Origin of the sequence: Acetobacter sp. AAB5, assembly GCF_050106715.1 — a bacterium.
Classification (GTDB): domain Bacteria; phylum Pseudomonadota; class Alphaproteobacteria; order Acetobacterales; family Acetobacteraceae; genus Acetobacter; species Acetobacter oryzifermentans.
This window is the reverse complement of record NZ_JBNIEW010000002.1, coordinates 124,627-146,854: the sequence shown is the minus strand read 5'-3', so window position 1 is coordinate 146,854 and position 22,228 is coordinate 124,627. Positions and strand designations below refer to the sequence as shown.

The 22,228-nt window shown below is 57.6% G+C and carries 22 protein-coding genes; 4 read left to right on the top strand and 18 right to left on the bottom strand.

Features of this window, described 5'->3' with window-relative positions; genetic code table 11:
- Positions 1 to 23: 23 nt before the first annotated feature.
- The 4 genes from ACP7IZ_RS02890 to ACP7IZ_RS02875 all read right to left on the bottom strand — a co-directional run bounded on the left by ACP7IZ_RS02890 (position 24) and on the right by ACP7IZ_RS02875 (position 6,455).
- Complete coding sequence (locus tag ACP7IZ_RS02890; protein WP_426847770.1) at positions 24 to 4,475, bottom strand: Hint domain-containing protein; 4,452 nt, start codon at positions 4,473 to 4,475, stop codon at positions 24 to 26.
- A gap of 105 nt (positions 4,476 to 4,580) precedes the next feature.
- Positions 4,581 to 5,015: a fluoride efflux transporter CrcB gene (gene crcB / locus ACP7IZ_RS02885; protein WP_006117102.1), complete on the bottom strand. Its 435-nt coding sequence runs from the start codon at positions 5,013 to 5,015 to the stop codon at positions 4,581 to 4,583.
- A gap of 9 nt (positions 5,016 to 5,024) precedes the next feature.
- Positions 5,025 to 5,795 carry an SDR family NAD(P)-dependent oxidoreductase gene (locus ACP7IZ_RS02880; RefSeq protein ID WP_035354319.1) on the bottom strand — a complete coding sequence of 257 codons (771 nt, stop codon included), beginning with the start codon at positions 5,793 to 5,795 and terminating at the stop codon, positions 5,025 to 5,027.
- Positions 5,796 to 5,945: 150 nt separating this feature from the next.
- Complete coding sequence (locus ACP7IZ_RS02875) at positions 5,946 to 6,455, bottom strand: RrF2 family transcriptional regulator (RefSeq protein ID WP_426847769.1); 510 nt, start codon at positions 6,453 to 6,455, stop codon at positions 5,946 to 5,948.
- 80 nt (positions 6,456 to 6,535) lie between these two features.
- Between ACP7IZ_RS02875 and ACP7IZ_RS02870 the strand changes: the two genes are divergently transcribed.
- The 4 genes from ACP7IZ_RS02870 to ACP7IZ_RS02855 all read left to right on the top strand — a co-directional run bounded on the left by ACP7IZ_RS02870 (position 6,536) and on the right by ACP7IZ_RS02855 (position 9,373).
- Positions 6,536 to 6,910, top strand: coding sequence for a DUF488 domain-containing protein (locus tag ACP7IZ_RS02870; protein WP_426847768.1), 375 nt, complete (start codon positions 6,536 to 6,538; stop codon positions 6,908 to 6,910).
- A gap of 420 nt (positions 6,911 to 7,330) precedes the next feature.
- Complete coding sequence (gene purU, locus ACP7IZ_RS02865) at positions 7,331 to 8,176, top strand: formyltetrahydrofolate deformylase (protein WP_426847767.1); 846 nt, start codon at positions 7,331 to 7,333, stop codon at positions 8,174 to 8,176.
- A gap of 68 nt (positions 8,177 to 8,244) precedes the next feature.
- Positions 8,245 to 8,721: a hypothetical protein gene (locus tag ACP7IZ_RS02860; protein WP_426847766.1), complete on the top strand. Its 477-nt coding sequence runs from the start codon at positions 8,245 to 8,247 to the stop codon at positions 8,719 to 8,721.
- A 127-nt stretch (positions 8,722 to 8,848) separates the two neighbouring features.
- On the top strand, positions 8,849 to 9,373 hold the full coding sequence (locus ACP7IZ_RS02855) for an RcnB family protein (protein WP_426847765.1): 525 nt from the start codon (positions 8,849 to 8,851) through the stop codon (positions 9,371 to 9,373).
- A gap of 125 nt (positions 9,374 to 9,498) precedes the next feature.
- On the opposite strand, the gene pnuC is transcribed toward ACP7IZ_RS02855, so the two are convergent.
- The 14 genes from pnuC to ACP7IZ_RS02785 all read right to left on the bottom strand — a co-directional run bounded on the left by pnuC (position 9,499) and on the right by ACP7IZ_RS02785 (position 22,213).
- Complete coding sequence (pnuC, locus tag ACP7IZ_RS02850) at positions 9,499 to 10,062, bottom strand: nicotinamide riboside transporter PnuC (RefSeq protein WP_426847764.1); 564 nt, start codon at positions 10,060 to 10,062, stop codon at positions 9,499 to 9,501.
- Positions 10,059 to 11,312 carry a phosphotransferase enzyme family protein gene (locus ACP7IZ_RS02845; RefSeq protein WP_426847762.1) on the bottom strand — a complete coding sequence of 418 codons (1,254 nt, stop codon included), beginning with the start codon at positions 11,310 to 11,312 and terminating at the stop codon, positions 10,059 to 10,061. The genes pnuC and ACP7IZ_RS02845 overlap by 4 nt, the downstream gene beginning before the upstream one ends.
- A gap of 2 nt (positions 11,313 to 11,314) precedes the next feature.
- The gene (locus ACP7IZ_RS02840) at positions 11,315 to 13,816 is read right to left on the bottom strand and encodes a TonB-dependent receptor (protein WP_426847760.1); all 2,502 of its coding nucleotides are present in this window, start codon (positions 13,814 to 13,816) and stop codon (positions 11,315 to 11,317) included.
- Between the two features lie 6 nt (positions 13,817 to 13,822).
- Positions 13,823 to 15,085 (bottom strand): cation:proton antiporter, encoded by a 1,263-nt coding sequence (locus tag ACP7IZ_RS02835; RefSeq protein WP_426847758.1) that lies wholly within the window; start codon positions 15,083 to 15,085, stop codon positions 13,823 to 13,825.
- A gap of 72 nt (positions 15,086 to 15,157) precedes the next feature.
- On the bottom strand, positions 15,158 to 15,604 hold the full coding sequence (locus ACP7IZ_RS02830; protein WP_426847757.1) for a hypothetical protein: 447 nt from the start codon (positions 15,602 to 15,604) through the stop codon (positions 15,158 to 15,160).
- Positions 15,605 to 15,727: 123 nt separating this feature from the next.
- Positions 15,728 to 16,297 (bottom strand): hypothetical protein, encoded by a 570-nt coding sequence (locus ACP7IZ_RS02825; RefSeq protein ID WP_426847756.1) that lies wholly within the window; start codon positions 16,295 to 16,297, stop codon positions 15,728 to 15,730.
- 6 nt (positions 16,298 to 16,303) lie between these two features.
- Complete coding sequence (locus ACP7IZ_RS02820; RefSeq protein ID WP_426847755.1) at positions 16,304 to 17,401, bottom strand: phage tail protein; 1,098 nt, start codon at positions 17,399 to 17,401, stop codon at positions 16,304 to 16,306.
- Positions 17,402 to 17,408: 7 nt separating this feature from the next.
- Complete coding sequence (locus ACP7IZ_RS02815; protein ID WP_063353648.1) at positions 17,409 to 17,987, bottom strand: DUF2612 domain-containing protein; 579 nt, start codon at positions 17,985 to 17,987, stop codon at positions 17,409 to 17,411.
- Positions 17,987 to 19,180: a baseplate J/gp47 family protein gene (locus tag ACP7IZ_RS02810; RefSeq protein WP_426847948.1), complete on the bottom strand. Its 1,194-nt coding sequence runs from the start codon at positions 19,178 to 19,180 to the stop codon at positions 17,987 to 17,989. Before ACP7IZ_RS02810 ends, ACP7IZ_RS02815 begins: the two co-directional genes overlap by 1 nt.
- 28 nt (positions 19,181 to 19,208) lie before the next feature.
- Complete coding sequence (locus ACP7IZ_RS02805) at positions 19,209 to 19,562, bottom strand: hypothetical protein (RefSeq protein WP_426847754.1); 354 nt, start codon at positions 19,560 to 19,562, stop codon at positions 19,209 to 19,211.
- 11 nt (positions 19,563 to 19,573) lie between these two features.
- Positions 19,574 to 20,263, bottom strand: a complete 690-nt coding sequence (locus ACP7IZ_RS02800) for a baseplate assembly protein (protein WP_426847753.1) — start codon at positions 20,261 to 20,263, stop codon at positions 19,574 to 19,576.
- Positions 20,260 to 21,186, bottom strand: coding sequence for a baseplate hub protein (locus tag ACP7IZ_RS02795; protein WP_063353645.1), 927 nt, complete (start codon positions 21,184 to 21,186; stop codon positions 20,260 to 20,262). The genes ACP7IZ_RS02800 and ACP7IZ_RS02795 overlap by 4 nt, the downstream gene beginning before the upstream one ends.
- Positions 21,183 to 21,503 carry a phage baseplate plug family protein gene (locus tag ACP7IZ_RS02790; protein WP_063353644.1) on the bottom strand — a complete coding sequence of 107 codons (321 nt, stop codon included), beginning with the start codon at positions 21,501 to 21,503 and terminating at the stop codon, positions 21,183 to 21,185. The genes ACP7IZ_RS02795 and ACP7IZ_RS02790 overlap by 4 nt, the downstream gene beginning before the upstream one ends.
- Positions 21,500 to 22,213, bottom strand: coding sequence for a phage baseplate protein (locus ACP7IZ_RS02785; RefSeq protein ID WP_063353643.1), 714 nt, complete (start codon positions 22,211 to 22,213; stop codon positions 21,500 to 21,502). Before ACP7IZ_RS02785 ends, ACP7IZ_RS02790 begins: the two co-directional genes overlap by 4 nt.
- Positions 22,214 to 22,228: the final 15 nt, after the last annotated feature.

Here is a 22,228-nt window from a genome sequence, read left to right as displayed (position 1 = left end):
GAGATGGTTTGCAAAACAAACTGTTATCCGGCCTGCCGTGCCATCTGCTGGGGTGCACATACACCAATGGCGGCTGCCAAAGCCTGCTGCACCTGCTGAGCAGTAAAGCCTGCGCGCATGAAGGCCCGCCCGGCTCGGCTGGCCTTGCTGTGGGCACTGGCCTGCTGGTGCAACCGCACAATGGCAGCCGCCAATGCATCTGCATCCTGCCCCACAAAAGCAGCCAGATCCTGCGGCAGTTCCAGCCCTTCTGCCGCTGCGGGGGAAAGCACACAGGGCACCCCAGCGGCCAAACTATCCAGCACCTTGCCTTTTACACCTGCGCCAAAACGCAGCGGCGCAACGCTTAGGCGCACGCTATCAAACAGGGCCTGCAAATCCTGCACATGGCCCAGAATTTCTACACCATCACGCGCAAGGGCACGCAGTTGAGCGGGCATACTGGCACCGGCCAGAAGGCAGCGAATTTCCGGATTGGTGGCCCATACGCGTGGCATAATATCCTGCACCAGCCAGCGCGCGGCATCTGCATTGGGGGCGTGTGCATAATTGCCCACAAACACCACACCATCACGCCGGGCAAACCCCGGAACACGCATGCGCACTGGCACATCCCACGGTGTAACCTGCACCCGCACCTGCGGCAGTTCACGCCGCAGCAGATCAGCCTCAACAGTGGAATGGGTCATTACCACATCGGCCAACAGCATAGCGCTGTATTCTGCCTGTTTTACGGCACGGGCACGGGCCATAAGTTCTGGCCGACCCTGCGCCTGCGCCTGCCTGCCCAAACGCAGCCAGTGCAGATCAGCCAGCGCATACACAACCCGTGCCTTAGGCTGGTGCCGCCGTGTTAGCGCCGCATAGCGCGTGGCCGTATCCATGCGGTGCAGATACACCACATCAAAACTACCTGCCTGACGGCGCAGCACATCTTCTACCGATGAATAGAATGGCAACGTGCACACCGTAACTTCTGGCAGAACTTCCAGCGTGGCTGCGCCATCCATCTGATCTGCCGCAACAAGGCTGACATCATACCCCAACGCCACAAGTGCGCGCATATGAGACAGCACGGCATGAGACCCAGCATCCCGCCCGGTATCGGGGCGCAGTGTATCCACCACCAATGCCCGTTTGCGCACAGCCAGCGGCGCCACATCCTGCCCCCGGCGTGCACGAGCCGCGGCCAGATTGCGCATATCCTGCCCGCTTTGTGCGCGTGCATGGGCCTGCGTAAGTTTTTCTACCTGCCCCAGTAAAAAGGAGAGCACCTGCGCCTGTTCAGCCTCGCCCGTTGCGGCTGCAACCGCCTGCGCAATAGCCTGCTGCATTGTGGGATCAAACGCATCTACCGCTTCCAGCACATGCGGGGCACCCAGCAATGCGCCATCACTTTCACGCCGGATTTCCAATACATGCCGCGTAAAGGGAGAAAGACCTGTGGGAAGCAGCACATCAAACCCGCAGCGCTCTGTTGCACAGCCGCCAGCGCGGCGCACATCTGGCCGCAAACCGTTGGCCACAATGGAAGCCACAAGCTGCCCGTTATCCAGAATCTGCAAAGCCACGGGTTCATCCGGCATGGTGGGGCTGTGCGCCCAGCCAGCCACATGTTCACGGGTTGCGCAGTCCACATATCCAAGCAGCGGTGTTGTGGGGGTGCGGGCCAGAACAGCCTGCACGGGTTTGGCTGGGGCCAAATCCAGCATCCACGGGCTGTTGCCAAGGGCTGTATGGTCAGCCACGCGCTGCACTTCCAGCACATGCCTTTCGTGCACGCTCAGGCCGCCGGGCACTTCAAACACAAAGCCAACGGCATCTTGCATATCGGCGCGGGGCTGGTTGGCCACAACCTCGCCCAGCACTACGCCGCAATCCAGAATACGCAAGCGCACAGGGGCGCCGTTTTCCGGGTTCCGGGCCCATCCTGTCAGACGGGTGCGGGTTATCGTATCAATATAGCCTTCCAGCGGCCCCTGCGCGCGCGGCCGCACGCCAGCACGGGCGTTCAACCGTTTACGAATGGCCTCCAGCCGGGGGCCTTCTTCCACCCTTGGGGCGCAATATTGCGCAGGTTTTTTGGGGGCTGAAGGATAAAGTGTCGCGTATTCCACCGCGTTGTGGAACATGCCGCGTGATTCATCATCCACAAAGGTTTCAGACCACGTGCCATTGGCAAAGATAATATCGTGGCTTTCCAGTTCGATATGGAAATACGCCACCTCATCCATCGCCTCTGCCTGCATGATGGATGTGCCATTCACCAGCGCCACAGCAGGCACCAGCACGTTATCCAGATACATGGCGTGAAGTGGAGAAACAGAGAGATCCTGCCGGGGCAGCCCCTCTGCCAAGGAACCTCGGCGGAAAATAACTGGCAGCACATCCGGGTTGCCTGCTGCAAACTGGCCAGAATACGCACGGCGGCCGATCCAGCGGATAGGCCGAAAACCATGTTCCAGCGTGCGCACCTGATCACCAATTTGCAGGTGTTCTACCGGCACTTCACCCCGATCTGTTTCTATCAGCGTGCCGCGGCAATAACAGGGCGTGCCATCTTCAATCTCGTAAATACCCTGATCATCCAGAACGCCCAGCTTATAGTTGCCAGAACCACCCTCTATTTGCAGTGTTTCCACCTGCCCCGTTTCCGAATTGGTGAACGTAAACGTATTGCCGCTTACGCCCATGTCACCATAAAATTGCGGAATCAGGATAGCCCCGTCCTGCAAGATATCATTTTGCAGGTTGGAGTTTTGGTTGAACTGAAGCGTAGCGCCAGAAACAATGGTGGTGTTGCTAAGCGAGGCATCCGCCCCAACGTAAACAGAAACGGCGGTTTCCATTGTAACATGGTTGGCGCTACCTAAATCAAGTTGCAGCGTAGCCCCGTTTTGCAGTGTCATATTTTGCAGGGTATCTTTGGCGTTCTGCACCACTTCCGAAACACCACTGCCCAGGATATCTGCCGTTTGGGCAACGGTACCTTCCAGAACAATAGAAGCGCCAGATGTATATGTATTGCTGGTAAGTGTTTGGTTAGACCCAAACACAAGAACCGTGCCACCATTTACGGCGTTGTTTGAAAACTGCGTATCCTCACCATAGATGATTGCGCTGGTTTTGCTGGCAAATGTGTTGCTGGCAATTGTGGCTGGCGCAGCCTGTATGGATGAGGTGGTGCCTGAATAATGATAGATATCAGAGTTCTGGGCGCTTAGTTGGCTGCCGTCTTGAAAGGTTTGCCCGCTCAGACTCCCGCCCGCAGCCAAAAGCTGTTCTTGCGAACCGGCTTCAAACGTCTGGCCGCTTGCACTGCCACCTTCTACGGTTACCAAAGCGCCGGATGTTACTGTAACATTCCCTGTAAAGGCGGCTCCGCTTTTAACCCATAGGCTGGAAGCAACCTGTTCATTCCCATATATCCAGACCCCTCCGCCCACAGTTGCGTTTTGCAACGTGGTGCCGGATTCCATAGAGATATTCAAAGCAGGGATAGTGCCCGAAACAGTAGCAGGTTTGCCACCACTGATAGTGCCTTCCAGCACTGCATTATCATAAGCAAATATGGTGCTAACCGGGCCGGTGTAAGCGCTGGCATCTGCTGTGGCAACGGTTACGCCGCTAAGAGTGCCGTTTAAAATAACATCTGTTTTGTTGCCCTCATGATTAGGGGCGGCAAGCTTTAAGGCATCAACTTCTGCGCCAGATGTTACATACATCATCAGCGTGGCATCCTGCTCTGCTGGCAGGGTAGAAATATCTACACCAGAAAAAGGCTTGCCATCTGCTGTAACGTGCGTTTGCAGCACCACATCATCATCTGTGGTAACGGCATAACCCGGCAGCACACCTGTTACATCGCTTACATTGGCGCCACTTTCCGCCATGAAAAAACCACCGCTCTGGATTGTTTCATGCGAGACAGAAGCCCCTGAATCCACATATTCCATTGCGCCGGACTGTATGGTGCTGCCGGAAAAAACCCCGCCCGTTTCTGCTGCTTCTATATACCCGCCCGCCAAAACATTTGCGCTGGTTACAATACCGCCTGCCTCGGCATATATGTTCCCGCCAGAAGAAACGGTGGCACCACTAAGGTAGGCAGAGGTGTTAAACGTGCCGCCCTGATCATCCCCAACGGTAACAGCCCCGGCACTTGCAACCTGCACATTTGTGGCGCTACCGCCTACATCCACGGTAAGTTGCGCGTTGTTGCCTACTGTTACGCCAGAAAGAACGCCGCCACTGTAAACCTCTACATAGCCATCGTTCATCTGCGTGTTCAGCGCAGAGCCATGCACGTCCAGTTCAGCAGGATCAAGGCTATCATCCTGATTATAGGCATTTGTAGGGTCCAGCACTGTATTTACAACAGCGCCACCCTTGGCCACATTTACAACTTCATTCGTGTTGATGATGTGCCCGGTTAGGGTCTGCCCGCTGGAAACGGTAAGGGTTGAGTCAGCCATCAGCGTGCATGCCTTTTCTTAAATACCCGGACAACCGGCAACATAAAAATTACGAACTCACCCCTATCGCATTTTGCCCCTTGAAAATAGAAGAAAAAAACAGCGTTACACTTCTTCTTCCGTGTTGGTTTGCGCCACCAAAATGGCGTGGGAATTCATGCGAGATGCCAGCATGTGCCCCATAGCCACCGCCCCAACGGAAAGTGCTACAGAAAGCACCACATTCACCAACGCACGGCCCCAGCCCCCAACCCGAATAAGATCCAGCGTTTGCAGGCTGAAGGAAGAAAACGTGGTGTACCCGCCGCATATGCCCAGCATAACAAACAGCCGCGTGGTTTCCGATACCGGATACCGGCCAGATGCCAGCGTAAGCGTGCCAAAAAAGCCGATAACAAAGGACCCCACCATGTTAACGCCAATAATGGTGCCCCACGGAATATACCGGCTGATAGGCGCTGTAAGAACAGAAACAAAATAGCGCGCCAGTGTGCCCAGCGCGCCCCCGACCATAACAATCAGGCAGGAATAAAAAGACATTCGTAAACCTTACTCCGCCATTGTGCGATCTACCGCCAAACCGGCAGAGGCCTGGCAGGTGGGCATCATTTCCACATGGTTGATGTTCACATGTGCAGGCAGGCTTAAAACCCATGCTACCGTTTGGGCAATATCTTCGGGCAAAAGCGGGTGCGTGCCTTTGTAAACATCCTCGGCCTTGGTGGCGTCTCCCAACCGCACTTGGCTGAACTCACTGCCGCCGCACAGGCCGGGGGCAATGGTGGTGGCCCGCACCTGCTTGCCCAGCAGATCACTCCGCAAATTGCGCATGAACTGCTCAACAAACGCCTTGGAGGCCCCATATACGTTGGAACCGGGGTACGGATACGTGCCCGCCGTGCTGCCAAGGGCCACAACATGCCCCCAGTTACGCGCCACCATGCCGGGCAGCAATGCGCGCGTTATTTCCACCATGCCGGTTACGTTGGTGGCAATCATGCGCTGCCAGTCTTCCAGCTTGGTTTCCCACGCTTTTTCCAAACCCAGCGCCAGCCCGGCGTTGTTCACCAGCACGTCCACCTCCTGCCAGCCTGCGGGCAGGCTTTGCGGTAAGGCGGCAAGGGCTGGGGCGTCTGTCATATCCAGTTTAAAAGGTAGGATCTCGCCCTTGGCTTGGGCGGCCAGTTCCTCCAGCCGTTCCTGCCTGCGGCCTGTGGCAATAACGCGGTAGCCCTGCTGGGCCAAAAGCAGGGCAATGGCATGCCCAAATCCGGCGGTGGCACCCGTTACCAAAACAGTTTGTGGTTGCTTGCGTGTCATACCCGTAGCCCTTTTTTGTGCATGAAACGGGGCGAGCCCCAAAGCAGGAAAGCCGCAGCAATGGGCATGCGCCATGCTTTTCCCGCTGTGCCTGCAACTGTAGGGCAAGGCGGGCCAAGTTTCAAAACCCCATCTTGGAGATGGCTGGTTTTAGGGGGTTACGGGGGCCTGCTGGTTGGTTTTGGCTTCCTGCAAAATCTGGCGTTCGGGCGTGTGCAACATATCGGCCAGCGTGCGGCTATCCAGCACCGCCATAAACGCATCCAGCGCCTCACCCAACGCGCCACGTAAATGGCAGGCACGGGCCAGCAGACATTCCGCACTGCCCGGCACACCGGGGGAAGGAGACATGCAGCTTACCAGCGCCATATCATCTTCCGTATGGCGCACCACATCGCCAATGCGAATATCCTCTGGCGCACGCCCCAGCATAAGCCCACCACCCCGGCCGCGCAGCGTATCTACAAACCCGGCCCGGCCCAGATGATGAATGATTTTAACCAAGTGGTTTTCTGAAATGCCATAAACCCGCGCAATTTCCTTTATGGAAACACGGCGGTTGGTATGCACGGCCAGATAAAGCAACGTGCGCAGGGCATAATCTGTGTGCAATGTCAGACGCATGGGGCCTTTTACACCATGAAAGGCAGGTATGCCCATTCATCTCTTTAAGATGCCTTAAAAACACATCTTAACTGAAGCCCCAAAACCACAAGCGTTCAGCATAAGCAGAGGCCACAATGCCCCATCAGCCCGATATCTGCATCCGCCGTGTGTATGAAGACGCCCAGCCCGATGATGGTGCCCGCGTGCTGGTAGATAGGCTGTGGCCGCGCGGCGTTAGCAAGGAGCGCGCGCATCTAACCGTGTGGCTGAAAGACATTGCCCCCACCACCGCCCTGCGTGAATGGTTTGCGCATGACCCCGCCAAGTGGGAGGGTTTCCGCCAACGCTACACGGCAGAGCTAAACGCCAACCCGCAAGCTGTGCAGCAACTGGCCGATCTGGCCCGCAAAGGCCGCATAACCCTGCTGTTTGGCGCGCGGGATGAGGCACATAACGAGGCCGTGGTGCTGGCCGCCTATATGGCCGCCCATCTGGCCCACCGCGCCTGAAAAAACGCCCCCCTGGGCCTGAGAGAACAAAGCGGGAAACGCGGGAAAATACTATAGGCAAGCTGCCTTCCACAAATCTATCCACAGGCTTTTCCCGTGTTCTCTCCCCCTTTTCTGTGGATAAGATTTGTTACAAAGCCAGAGAACAAACGTTCGGAATCGGCTGTTTTCTGGGATTTTTAGAGATTCGTTATATGACAAGCGCAGAATTGGCTTGACCATAAAAAAACATCACGAGTCGGGCTTGCCACGATTCATCCACAGGCCATCCACACACTTTGCCCAACGCCCCACCGGTTATAAACAGGTGGCAACACAAGCTATTGCGCAGCCCCCTGTGCGCTGGCACAAGATGAGGCCATTGCGCCCCTGCGCCCTTTATCAGGCCCAGTAGAAGAACAAAGGAGCATACGCCACCGCATGCAGTTTATTCTTACTTTTTCCTGCCCGGATCAGCCCGGCATTGTTGCGGCTGTAACATCCGTTCTGGCGGAGCGAGGTGCGGACATAACCGAAACCCACCAGTTCAGCAACCGGGAATCTGGCACATTGTTCATGCGGCTGGCCTTTAATGCGCCCGCACCGGGGAATTTGGCAGAAATAAATACTATTCTGGCCCCCGTGGCCCAACGCTTTGGCATGAAGATGCGCCTGCATGATGCCGCCGTGCTGCCGCGCATTATTATTATGGTGTCTCGCTTTGACCATGCACTGCTTAACCTGCTGTATCAGGTGCGGGTGGGCTGGCTAAAGGCGGATATTGTGGCCATTGTTTCCAACCACACAGATAGCGCCGCCACGGCGGAACAGGCCAGAATTCCCTATTACTGCTGGCCCGTTACCAAGCAGAACAAGGCCGAGCAGGAAGATAAGCTGCGCGCCCTTATAAAGGAAACAAAGGCAGATCTGGTGGTGCTGGCCCGCTACATGCAGGTGCTTTCGGATTCGCTCAGTGCAGAATTAAGTGGCCGGGTAATTAACATCCACCATTCCTTCCTGCCCTCCTTCAAAGGGGCCAAGCCGTATCATCAGGCATATGCGCGTGGGGTTAAGCTCATTGGCGCAACCGCCCATTACGTGACAGCGGATTTAGATGAAGGCCCGATTATCGAGCAGGAAACCGCACGGGTAACGCACAACCTCTCTGTGGAAGATTACATTGCCACGGGGCGCGGTGTGGAATCGCAAGTGCTGGCGCGGGCCGTAAAAATGCATGTTGAGCATCGGGTTATGATCAACGGCCACCGTACTGTGGTGTTTGGCTAAATACCCAAGGCTGCCGCCCCATTGTGGGCGCCCCTACCCGGCTACGGCCATAAAAAAAGGCGCCCCGTTTGGAGCGCCTTTTTCCGTATCAGACCCAACGGGCCTGCAACAACGTATTAGTTGTTGTTTTCGCCGCCGTTCGGGCCGCCATGTTCGCCACCTGGGCCACCATGTTCGCCACCGAAGTTGCCCTGCTGGCCGCGGTCACCACGATCACCATGTTCACCACCCTGCTGGCCGCGGTCACCACGGTCACCATGTTCGTCACGATCACCGCGTTCGCCACGGTTTTCATCACCACGGCCGTTCTGGTTATCACCTTTTTCGTTGTGTTCGTGCTTGTGCTTGTGGTGGTGGCTTTCTGCGTGAGAAGCAACCGGCATAGCAACACCCAGAGCAGCAAGCAGAAGAAGAGCTTTTTTCATCGTGAACAATACTTTCATTCAATGCGTTTGGCACCGCACTTGGCAGTGCGTGTCGAAAACGAAGCTAGGAAAGAATTGAGACAAAATAAAGGCTCGCAGACATACATTATGTTAATTTGATTTATGCCCTGCGTTGCATCCAGCGCAAGCCGCCTGCCCTACGCTTTATATAGTGTAAGAAAGCTGGAACGTAATTCTGCCACAAGCGTATGTGAAAAATAGACTTATTATAAAATAGAGGTTTGACATGAAATTCCGTTATTTTGCAGCCGCTGCCATGATGGGTGTGATGTGTGCATCCACCCCCCTTCATGCCGAACCCCAGTTTAATGGCCCTGGCGGCCGTGGTGGCCCCAATGGTGGCCCCGGCGCCATGCACGGTGGCCCACATGGCGCCCCCCGCCCAGCCATGCACAACAACCGCCCCGGCCGTGGCGGCCCCGCGCGCGGTGCTGACAACTTTGACATGAACCGCACATGGCGTAAGGGAGACCGCTACGATGGCCCCCGCAACAGCCGCTGGGTTGTTAACAACTGGCAGAGCCAGCGCGGCCTGTACGCCCCGCCATCTGGCTATTACTGGATGCGCTATGGCAACCAGTTTTTGCTAACATCTCTTACCACGGGCATTATTGCTGGTGTTGTAAGCGCCACCATTGGGGCCGTTGCCACCCCTGCAACCCCCACCTATGCCGCACCGGGCTACGCAGCCCCCGGTTATGCCGCGCCGGGCTATGCCGCACCCGGATACGCCGTTCCGGGCGGTTACTAAAAATAGCCTGATACCCTATAGGGAAAAGCCAGAACGTATTTTACAATCTGGCTCTTTCCTACACACAAAAAAAAAGCCGCTGCCCTGATATATTGGGGCGCGGCTTTTTTCTTTTTACAATGGGTTTATGGGCTGCGTGCCGCCACATGCCGCCACCGCCACCAGCCTTGTGCGGCAAGGCCCACAAAGGCCGTGTACAGCACAGCGGTTACAAACAGCCTGCGTTGCACAAACAGCAGTGCATACAGAACATCCACCACAATCCACAACACCCAGCAGGCGCGGTAGCGTTTGGCTGTCCATATCTGGCCCAGCACGCTGTAGGCACTTAGCCCGGCATCGGAAAGGGGCATGGGGTCATCCGTTATGCCGCGCAAGGCCAGCCCCAAGGCCAAACCTGCCACGGCTGTTATGCCGGTATCTCGCCATAAGGTTTGCCGGGTTGGGCGTGCAATATGCACCTGCCCGCTTGCCTGCACTCCACGTTGCCAGCACCACAGGCCATATAACGCCAAAACCCCAAACACGCCCTGCAAAGCGGCATCTGCATAAAGGTGATCCTGCGCAAACACCACGCCATATAATACCGAGGCCAGAAGCATAACCGGCCAGCACCACACCGTTCTACGCCCCGTAAGCCACACGCCCAAGGCGCTGGTAACTGCCGCCAGCCATTCCAGCCCTGTCACCGTTCTTGCCCCGCCAGCAAGGCAGGCAAACGGGCCAGAAGTTCCTGCCCTTCTGGCGCCTGCGCAAACCACTGGGCATGGCCAAGCAGATACTCCGTGTAGGCAACCTCCGCCGAGGCCTCATCTTGCAGCAGAGTTCCAAAATATGCTGTTTCAGACAGCGCAAATTCTACATGCACCAAAGGCAAAAACGCCACCACCTGCGCACGTTCTGCCGCGCTTAAAGGCCGGATGTGCTGATACCCCGTTACAAACGCAGCAAGCTGATCCCACTCCACCATATGCGGGGCCTGCTGTGCAGTTGCGCCACAGCTTGGCAAAGCCAGCCAATCCACCATGCTGCGTTCTATGGCCACAGCTATATCAAACGCGGCGCAGGTGCGGTCTGCCATGCCAAAATCCAGCACGGTAACAGGCGTGTTTGCATGCCAGAACAGGTTGGAAGGGTGCCAGTCTCCATGCCCCCAAGCGGGTTTTATGCCGGGTAGCAAGGGGCGCAAACGCTCATGAAACGGCAGAACAACCCGCGCCACATCCTGCTGCCACGGGCGGTGGGCCAATGCCGCCACCAACCCCGGTTGCCGCGCCACCCATTGCTGGAGTGCAGGCATAAAATCTGCTTGCCCCACCACGCACATGCTGGAAACCAGCGGCACCACCGGGGCGGTTTTACCCGCCACATTGGCGCTGCGTTCCGGGGCTGTATCATCCGCCGCGGCCTTGTGCAGTTGCGCCAGCGCCACCCCCGCCGCATGCGCCTGCGCGGTGGAGAAATACGGTTTCCAGGACATCACATCCCGGTAGGTGTCTTGCCCTTTGGCGGGTAGAAAAGCCTCGTATGTCCAGTTTCCAAGTTCCAGCGCGGTGCGCCCGTTCCGTAAGGCCAATGCGGGGCATACGGGCAGGCCCTTGCTGGCCAGATGGCGGATAAAAGCGTGTTCCTGCTCCAGCATGGCGGCACTGCGCAGTGCGCGCGCATGGCGTTTGAGCACGCAGCTTGTGGCCCGCACCACCTGCCCGCCCATATTGGCACCTACATGGCTGGCAGAAACCTCTCCCGCAAGCTGCACCACACAGGCGGCAGAAAACGGGCGCATGCTATGCCATGTTACCTTTTGCGCAGGCGGCATATTGGCAAAATGCGCCAGCACAGCAGAAACTTCATCCAGCGTAAGGCAAGGCCAATCTCGCTTTTCCTGCACACCGTGAACGCCAAACTGAGCCGTATTCTGGGGGGAAGGATCTGCCACGCCTAAAACCCGGTAGAGGCTGTAAACAGGGCCGCAAACCCGCCGCCAATATAATAATCCGGGGCCTGCCCGGCTATGGTGGTGCCGTAGCGGCCCTGCGTGTCATGCGCGTTCATGGTGGGGTCTGCCACGCCGGAAAGATAGTGCTGGTTGGTGATGTTAATAAAGTTCATGCGGAACTCTGGCCGATGCAGCACAGAAACATCATCCATCCGATACCCCAACGCCAGATTACCCGTAACATGGCTGGGCATGCGCTCATCATTCATGAATGTTGCGTATTGATGGCCGGTGTATTTTACGGTCATCACGCCAAAAAAGTGCCCGTCATCATATGTCAGGCCCGCGGCGGCTTGCAGCGTGGGGCTGCGCACGGCGCGTTTGCCGCGTGTGGGCAGCAGATCTCCGCCCGAATACAGATCATTATCAATGGTGGCGTGCAGATATTCGCCCGAAAGATACGGGCTGATATGGTGCCACGGGCGCAAACCTATTTCTACATCCACCCCGCGAGATGTCTGCCCGCCTGCGTTGATGGTGGAATCCACCGGGGCGCCATTTATCATTGCCAAAGTGGCAATCTGGCGGTTTGTGAAGTTATAGTTAAATAATGTCAGGCTGCCCACAACGCGGCTGCCTGCGTAACGGTAGCCCAGCTCTTCTGCTATGGAATATTCATTTTTCAGGCTGGAAGTGCCTTTTTGTGTTACCGCGCCGGATGTGGGGTCATACGCATCATACAAGGCGGGTTCTGCCGGAGTGCGGAAGTTGGTGGTGGCATTGAAAAACACCTGATGTTCCGGTGTAATCTGAAAACGCACACCAAAGCGTGGCAGGGGCACGGCAGTGTTCATATTGGCGTGGTAGGGCGCGCCCGGCACGGCGTTTGTGCCTGTGCGCGAGAACATTACTTCCTTAAAACCGGCTGTCAGCAACAGTCGATCATGTAACAGGGAAACCCTATCCCCCACAAACAGCGCATTGGTTTGCGAGATAGTGTGGTTGCTGGCCCCCAGCAGCATGTTGCCATCGGCCAGCGTAATGGGCCGCCCCCCCCATATGCTGCCCGCATTGCCGCTGCCATTTACGGCGGCAAAGGTTTCGCGCTCCGTGTCATCACCGTAATCATACCAGTAGCCCAGCACCAGATCATTTACGCCGCGCTTCCATTCCAATGCAGATGTAAAGCCAGAACGAAAGCTGCGCTGTGTGTAATCTGCCCGCACAGTGCTGTAACCATCTGCTGTTACGGGCAAATCCAGCACATCTGGCACGGCCTCTGTGCCGTTATACAGGCCAGATGTGGGCAATTGCGTGCCGCCTGCGGCATTGCCATACGCGCCTTGCGCATAAGGCGTAACGTGCAGGCTTAGTCCCTCCGCCAGTGTAAATTGCAAAGGTGCGGCCAGATACAACGTGCGTTCCGGCTGCCGAGAAAGCCGCCAGTAATCCGAACCCCCGTAATCATCATCCGCATGGAAGTGCCTGTCCAGATTATTGGGGCCGCCTATGCCGTACGTGCGCCAATCATCCTTGCTAACCTGCGGGTAATAGCTGTCCACCGCTTGGTTCCAAGATCCTAACAGCCCCGCGCTGTTGCCTTGGCCCCATGTTTTTTCCAGCTTGAAATCAACATGCTGGCGTTCATCCCGCCCGGCACCGCGCCAGTTATCCGTAGCGCCGTGAGAATAGGATACAAAGCCCCGTAGGCCGGTATTATGCCCGATCTCGCCCGTATCCAGCCGCAGGAACTCGCGGTTGGTATCGTAAGAGCCGTAGGAGGCGCTAAGCTGCCCACCCGCCTTTTGTGCGGGTGCGCGGAAACGCAGCTTCATTAACCCGCCAGCAGCGTTTAGCACCGGGCTATCCAGATCGGGAGATCCCTGTTGCAGGGCAATGTTTTCGTAATTTTCGCTATCTGCAAACTGGCTGGGGTATCCGGTGTAATAGGCAATATCGTTCAGCGGCATGCCTTCCAGCACGTAGCCTATGGCATCTCCATTCATGCCGCGCACGCTGATATTGGTTTGCGGTGAAAACCCAAACGGGTCTGACCCGCTAACATTGGCGCCCGGCAGTTGGGAAACAAGCTCAAACGCCGTGGCGGTGGGGGATTGCAGGCGAATATATTCCTGCCCCACCACGCTTTGGGCCTGAGGTTCGGTTTGTGGGTGAATCAGCCCGCCGCCCGCACTGGCATGCAGCGGGTTGGCCCGCACAATAACCACCTGCGGGCGGCCAGAAGCCTGCACCGGCGCACCCGGCGCTTTGGGGGGTGTAGCCGCATGTGCACCCGTGGGTGCTGCCGCATGCTGGGCGGCTTTTGGCCCGGCTACGGGGGGCACAGATACAGCCTGCGCCTGCCCAGCCCAAACCGGCCACGCCATGCTGCAAAGCAGCGAGCCAGAAGCCAGCGTACAGGCCACCCACCACCGTTGGCGGCAACAGGGCCGCGCTTTGGGGGCCACACACCAGCACACCGCACGTTGTATTAAGGCAGGCATCTGGTTTTATCCTTCTGCCGCACCAAGGCGCACCTGCCGCACCACGCGCTCCATCGTTAACCCCTGCACTAAAATGGTAAACACAACCACCGCATAACACACTGCAAGCAGCACATCACGCATAGGCCCGTGTTCCAGGCTTAACGCAAGGGCTATGGAAATACCGCCACGCAGGCCGCCCCATGTCATAATGGCCAATACGCGCCAGCGCTGGGAATCCCGCAAATATACTGGCAGCATGGCCAGCAGCACGCTAAGCGCCCGCACGGTAATGGAAAGCGGAATGGCCAAAACGGCCGCCAGCAACACCGGAACACGGATAGGCACGCTGAGCACATAAAACCCTATCAGCACAAACAGACAGGCGTTGAGCACCTCATCCACCATCATCCAGAAATTGCGGATTTCGCGGTGCCCGTGCTGGCTAAGCGCCCCCAATGCGCGGGGCATGCCCAGCGCCAGCCCGGCTGTAACGGCCGCCACCGGGCCAGAAACTTCCAGCATTTTGGCAAGGCTGTACACCCCGCTGGCAAGAGAGATGGAAATAAGCAGTTCAAGATGTGCATCTGTTACCAGCCGAATGCACCATACCGCCAAGCACCCGCACAAAAAGCCCAGCAGCAGGCCGCCACCCACTTCCTGCACCATTTGCCACACCAGATCCCCCAATGGGCCAATGGTGCCAGCCTCTGCCAGTTGCACCGCCACGGCAAACACCACAACGCCCACGCCATCGTTAAACAGGCTTTCGCCCGCAAAAATGGCCTGCACTCTGGGGGGCAGCCCCAAGCGGCGCAACATGCCCACAACGGAAACAGGATCTGTTGGGGCCAAAATTGCCCCCAGCACCACGCACCACGGCAAAGAAACCGCAAGCCCCACCAGCGGAAACGCCATCCACATGCCCCCGGCAAACAGCGCCACAGCCAGCAATGTGCCTAAAAGCGCCAGCGCCAGAATGGAAAAACGGTTCTGCCATAGCTCGCGCTGATCTACAGATTGCGCACCCGCAAACAGCAGGAAGGACAAAGCCCCATCCAGCAAAGTGGCTGGCAGATTTATGCTATCCAGCATCGCGCGGGCGGCATCCATCCGGGGCATGGGCACGGCCTGCTCCAGAAAAAGCAAAACCGTGGCCACCCCCAAAGCCTGTGCCGTAATGCCAATAGTGGTGGGCAGGTGCAGGTAACGATGGTTGATAATGGCAAAAGCTGTTGCCAGTGTGATCACAATGGCAAACAGCGCCAGCGGATTGAAAAAAGGCGGCATGAGCGGTTTCCAGTCTGACCAAACAGGCTGATGACGGGTGCAAACCAGAAAACCGCAAAACCGGATGCCAGATCAGGCGTTATTCTGCGGCTGCCCGGCCTCATCCATATTCACGATCGTCTGATCCGAAATGGAAACGTCTGTAAGTTCGGGACGTTGCAATGCCTCGTTGGCAGAGCGCGCCAAACCGGCTGTCTTGTCTTTCAGATCTGCCAGTTCCTCACGCACATCGCCCAGAATTTCCAGCAGGGCCTGATGGTCTTCTGCTGCGCGCCGGTCTGCCCCACGGCTTAGCACCGCATTACCCACCATAAGCGCGGGCAGCGCCACAAGCTGGATACAGTTGCTGATATATAGCAGCGTGTTCTGCCACTGGGGCACAACCGCTGGCACCAGAGAAAACAGGAAAAACACATACACACACCAGATACTGCCGAACATGATTGTCATTTTAACAGCCACGTTCTCGTTAAATCTGTTCACAAATGAATCGGCCGGTTGCTGTGATTTAGGTTTCATTTCTATACCTTTGCCTGAAATACCCACCGTGTTCGGGTGGGCTATCTATTTGCGTCAAGGTGTATCACAGCGTTGTGGGCTTGTCCGCTTGCGGGCAGCAAGGCTGGCTCCCACCCGCATGTTTCAGGCCAGCAGATAGGGCTGGCCGGTGGGGGTGGTTAGCACGCCTTGGGGGGCCAACAGGGCGTTGGGCGGTATGGGTGTGCCATCTGCCAGCGTGGGCACCTGTGGCGGCGCGGCGGCGGCACTTTCTGCACTGATGTAAAGCTGCACGCTGGCCGTAACGCTGCGCCCCTGTACGGTGTGCAGCACCATCTGCACTGTCTGCACCGTATCTGGCGGGCCGCTGCCCAAAAACACGCAGGCCATGCCTTGTATAATTGTCACCCACAGCACGGCCAGATCCGTATCCTGCCCGGTTGCAGTGGGCACGCTGGCCGCCACACTGGCCAGCGTATCCCCCGTGCCTTCCAACCATGCGGCGGGGGTAAGGGTATAATCCAGCGCATCTGCACTGCTGCGGGCAGGCCATGCCTGCACCACCTGCTCTGCCAGTTGGCCACGCAGGCATAGCCCCGGCGCCATCATAACCGGCAACACGCGTACGCGGGCGGGTTGCCACCCCGGCGCCAGCACGGCCCCTTCTGGCAGCACAGAACAGGCCGTGCCTGCGGTATTGCAAGAACATGTCATGGTTTTTTACCTTGGCCCAATAGCTGTAACCCATACCGTTATGGGGGTGGAAACCGCGCCATCGTGATCATCCACCACGTAGCGCACGCCCACAGCGCCAATGCCTGTGGCGGTAGGGGCCTGTTCGGGCATGGCAAGTGTCATGCGTTGTTCATACTGCATGCACTGCAACTGCACAGATGTGGGCACCCCCGCAAAAGCCTGCGGAAAAGTAATGGCATCTCCATCCTGAATGGTAACGGAAAAGGACTGAATGCGCTGCCCGTATGGCAGGTTGATCACACGCCCATCCTGCGTGGCAAAATCGGCCTGATACGTGCCCAGCCCCACATAACTGCCAGCAGGCTGAAACACCCCGTTGGCCCAGCTTTGCGTAGCCACCACCGCGCCATCTGGCATACGGATGGAGCCATCCTGGCGGAACTGCCATTCATGCCACCCGCCTGCGGCATCTGTTAACTGCACGCTGGCAAACGCATATTGCTCAAACGCATCACGCAGGCAGAACAGCGCCTTCATGCTGGCGCTATACCCCAAGCGAGAAATAAACTGCGGCCCCCACGGCATATCACCCGCCTGCGGTGCGCCATTGCTGCCGCTGCCGCCCCATGTGCCGGTGCTATCGTAATAACCGTTACTGATTTTACCGCCCGTAAGCGGAAAAAAGCTTTGCGCGGCTTGGGCAGATGTAAGCAGCCCGCTAAACAGGTTTGTCCACGCCGCCCCCTGCGCGCCGGGGGTGGACAGGTTGTTATCCTGCCCAGAAACCCAAAACGTGCCCACAACGCTGCCCGCCACCACAGCCCCAGCCGGGTAGCCACCAATAGCGGCGGCAAAGCTGGCATCAAACGGGCCAACATAACCTGTTTGCAAAACCTGAATGGCGGCAGAAAGCGTTTTTAAAAACCCGTTCATATCCGCCCCTCGCGGGGGCACGCCACCGGCTGCGCGTTCTGTAAAGGTTTCGGGCGGAAAACCCAGCGCCATGCTGGCAGAGCCATCGCCCGCTGTGGTTTGCGCTGTGGGAATATCCGCACAGTTGGCCGCTGTGGCAGAGGCCGCAATAGGCGTTGTAAACCGCCCGGAAATATCTGCTTGTTTCATAAGTTCTTCAGCCCCTGATGCTGTAAGATACCGCAACCCCGGCGGGGCGCGGCAGCACACCGGCGTTTTCGATAATGGAAACCTGCACATCTGTTGGCACAAAGCCAAAGGCGTAGGTCATGCTCATGTTGGTGTTATCTTCCACCCACGCATCGCCCTGCCCGGCAAACAGCGTACGCAAAATGGCGTTAAGCGAAAGCACAGAACAATCCGTAATATTGGCCAGCGCCTTGGCGTAAATAAGCTGCCGAAACCCGGCATCTGACAGGCTGCAATTTGTAAAATCACCCACCACAACACGGCCCGCATACCACGGGGCGGTGTTAAAGCCCTGCTCTGTCAGATCATTGGCTTCGGCAAAACCCAGATACTGGCCAGAGGCCATGCGCAACACGCGGGAAACCCCAACAATGCGGCCCCATACATCCAGCCCGTAACCTTGGGCTGTTTCTATGTTCCATAGGTTATCAAACCAGTTTTCTATACTTTGTGCGGGGTCCAAACACTGGTTCCAGCCTTCTAGCAGCGCATTCAGGCTGGGCGAGCACGCGTATTGAGAAAGCACCGTTTGCCCGACATTCTGCATCAGGCAAACTCCACGGCAATATCAGCCAGTTCCAGCGTGAAAATCTGGTTGATATTTGCCTGCGCCGTAACCCCCGTGGGGCTGGCCGCTGTGCCTACCCGAATATCCACCACCTGCGCCCAACTGCCCACCGCCGCCACGCAGGCGTAAAACCGGCTGGCATATAGCGTGCCGCCAATGCCCACGCGGGCAGAACCATCCTGCCCCAAAAAGCACGCCAGTACAGCTTGCTGCACGGCAGATGTTGCTGTGTTTGGCACGCCAGAACCGGCTGCCAGTGTAAGCACAATATAAAGCGGCGTGGGCTGGGCACGCTCAAACGCCACCGTATAGCTGGGCGGTGTGGTGTACGTGCCAGAAGTATCTGTTACAGAAACACTGGTGCTGCCAGTATAGGCACAGCCGGGTGGCTTTTTACGCAAAATAGCCAAAGCCACAGCGGCATCCGTGCCACCATTTACGCACACATACAGGCTATTGGGCGCAAGTGTCATGCCCCCTTGCGTTACTGCAACATTGCTGCTGTTATCTGCAACATACGCATCTGTTACGCCATCTACTGCCTGCACGGCCGCCAAAATGGCAGCCAATGCCCCTACGGAATTTACAGCTACGGCGGCCTGCCTGCGGGCTTCAAACGCTGCACGGCCTTCTACCGCACGCCCCGTAACCCCCGCCACCGCGTTGCTCACGCCAGACCACCCGGCAACAGATTGGCACAGCCGCACACTACCCGCCGGGCAGGATACCTCCCCCAACGTGGTGCAGGAAAACGTGCCCGTGCCTGTGCCCGTGGTATCCAGCGTAATAGCCGCATCTGCCGCATAGGTATTGCCCGCAGCATCTGCCACCAAAGCCCCTTGCGGAATAACCGTGCCCTCCACCCCCGTGCATTGGCATGTTACCACCGTGGGCGTGGCGGGTTTGCGCTCCATAAAGTAAATGCGGCCAATGGCATCCTGCATGCGGCCAGAAGCACGCGCAGGGTCCACCCCGTTAAACACAGCCAGCATTTGATCATACGCATCACCCAAAATGGCGGTAAGCGATGTGGCCAACTGCCCTTGTGGGGTAGATAAATCCGTGTTCAGCGTATTGCCAAAAGCGGCGTTTATATCTGCCAGAACACCGGCCAGCATGTCTGCCTCCTGCGGCAGCACAAAGCCGGTATCATCCAGCGAGGGCGCGGGCACGGATGTTGTGCCTGCGGCAAGTGTGGTTTCAGAAACTGGCAAGGGTTGTGCTTCCGTTTTCCAATGTCAGATAAATCTGGCCGCTCAGCTTGCGGTCTGCCCCAAGGCTGGCCAGCACACAGGTTGCGCGCGCCACGTTGGGCACAGCAAGGGCCGCCTGCGCAACATCGGCCCGAAACAGCGCGGCAGACTGGTTGCGCCCCAAAACACCTGCCAGATAGGGCAGGCCAAGGGCCGTGTTGTACCAGCATTCGCCCTTAAACACGCGCACCGCGCTGGAAACATCCTGCGCGGTGGCGTAGGGCACATCCGCCACGGCAATATTGCCCTGCGCATCCACCACCAGATCCCACGTTGTGCGGTCTAGCAACAAGGTTTTCATACGTGCTTCTCCTAACCCTGCGGGGCGCTGGTGGTGCCACTGCCGGGCATAACGCCACCATGCACATGCGATGCCAGCGAAACACCACCGGCCTGCACATCCTGCCCCACATTCAGGCTGCCACTTATGCTGGCGTCTCCTGAAATCTTGAGTGATTTTGCAGATATTTCCACATTTCCGGGCGTATGTATCACCACCCCATCGGGCGTGAACTGAATATACTGGCTGGGTGCCGCATTTAAAAAACCACCCAGATACAGCGCATCCGCCATACTGTTGTGCCGAAAACTGGCGGGCGGTGCGGCAGTGCGGGCGGTTTTTACGTTTAGAATATCCCGGTCCGCCATGACGGCTAGGCCGATATCCCCCACCGCGGGGTCTAGCACCACAGCGCTGCTGCCGCCCTGAAGCCGAAAATATGGCACGTTATACACCACACCATGCGGCATGGTTTGGCCTGCGGCATCTTGCTGATGCACCATAGGTTGCACATCCACAAACCCAACAGGGGCCAAGCCTGCGCCAGAAACCGCACACACCTTAACGGGTATGGCGGTGCGCACCTCCACCAACATGCGGCGCATAACGGCCACCAGCGCGTTGTAATCCGATGCCGCCGCCCCGGCCCTATCAAACACTGCCTGACCAGATGCGGGCATGTTGGGCGGAAAGCCTGATGCAAAACTGCTCTGATCTGTCATGAATTTTCCAATCCCACGGCCTGCGCCACCACATTGGTAAACCACGGGCCATCTGGCATTTGCGCGCTTAAACTGTGCCGAAGCTGCAAAACCTGCCACAGCCCCGTTGCCCCTCCACCGGGCTGATACTGGCTTTGCAACGCCAGCACGCCGCCACAGCCAATGCGCGGGTTAAACAGCATGTCCAACGACACCCCACCAGCAGACCACGTGGGATACCCCACCAGCCCCGTGCTGGCCGAAACCTGAATAGCGGCCGATGTATCCACCGTTGCGCTGGTTGCGCCGGTTCTGGCGGGCCATACCGCCAAACGCCCCCGCCCCAATGCGGCCTGAAAAGGTTGGGTGTTCAAACACTGGCTGATCTGCTGCCCCGGTGTGCCATGAAAATACGGATCATGCAGCACGGTGTTCAGCCCGTTATTTTCAAATGTCAGCCCGGCTTTTGCGGCAATACGCGCCAATACCTGCGCCAGCGGCACCGCACCCCTAAACCCGGTGGGCAAAGCAGGCAGCGCATTTGGCAATACTGTAGAAAACGCCTGCACCACAAAGGCAACATCTGGTGCTGTGCTATAATCTGCATAAGCCAAAGTAACCCCACCCTGAAACACCAAAGCCTGCGCGCCAGAGGCCCCATCGGGCATCATAAGCAACACTTCGCTGGCGCTCTGGTTGGCAGGATCTGGCGCGCTCAGGCTCAGGCGGTTCATTAAATCTGGGGGCATGCCGGTTATACGGATATGCGCGGTTTCTCCCGTTGGGTACGGGGCCTGCAAAATATCCGCCTGCACCTGCAAACCAGAAAGCGTAACCGTATCCACCCCATCTGCCGCACCAAACACGCCATTAAGAAGCCGAAACATTACCTGCACATCTCGTGTGGCCCAGTCTGGTGTTTTTGTGCTTGGCATGCTGCTCATGCGGGCCATCCGCTGCGCCATAACAGCACATAGCGCGTGCCAAGCCCGGTGCTTTGCGGGTCCTGCGTGCCTTGGGTATCCATAAACGCCAGATCACCCGGCAGGCCGGTGGCGGCATTTCGGGCCAGCCATGTGCGATCCTGGCACAACACGCCAGAAAGCACGCGCGTACCAGCGCACCATATATCTGCATACAGCCCCGTGGCACGTTGGCGCAGGGCTATCTGGAGCGTTTGTGCTGCCAGTGTGATCTTAAACATCTGTGCAGGCACGGCACTTATGGGCACCTGCACCAGTGTTGTTGTGGGGGTGCTCATGCAATTTCTCCGGCATTGGCGGTGCTGGTGGTGGCATAGGCCATGCCGCCGCATTGTATCTGCTGGCCCTGCGGCATGCGGGTGCTGGCAAACTGCGTGCTTCCGGTTATACGCACTTCCTGCAAGGCAATTTCTACAACTGGCATGGTAATGCCCTGGCGGGCTTCCCTCATCCAGCGGTGGCCGATAATGTTAACGCTATCGTATTTCTTTTCCGGGGTGATAACGGCATACAGGTTTGTATCGGCCTCCAACGCCTCCAGCGTGGCAAAAAAACCTGCACGCACATACAAAGCCCCCGCCTGCCCGGCCCCTGCCAGAACATCCAGCGCAAGGCTGGTGGCGCTGGCATCCTCCATTCCGGTTTCTGAACCATCGCACACCATCACAATCCGATGCTGCCGAGACATGCGCACTTTGCTGTAGGATAAAAACGCACCATCCTCCAGCGGGGCTTCTGCAATGCGCCACGTACTTTGCATATCGGCAGAAAGCACATGGGCAGATGTTAAAACCCGCTGCCCATCCTGCGTAAAAATACCCCACTGGCTGGCGGCCTGCGTAATTTGCAGATCATCCAGCAAACTGCCCACCGTAACAGAAGCCGAAGCCTGCACCCCGGCAGAAACAGATTGCCCCATAAGGGCAGGCACCCCCGCCGCAACAGGAATATTCCATACAGATGGCAGGCTGACGGGCAACATGGGCATGAAACAGAACTCTTT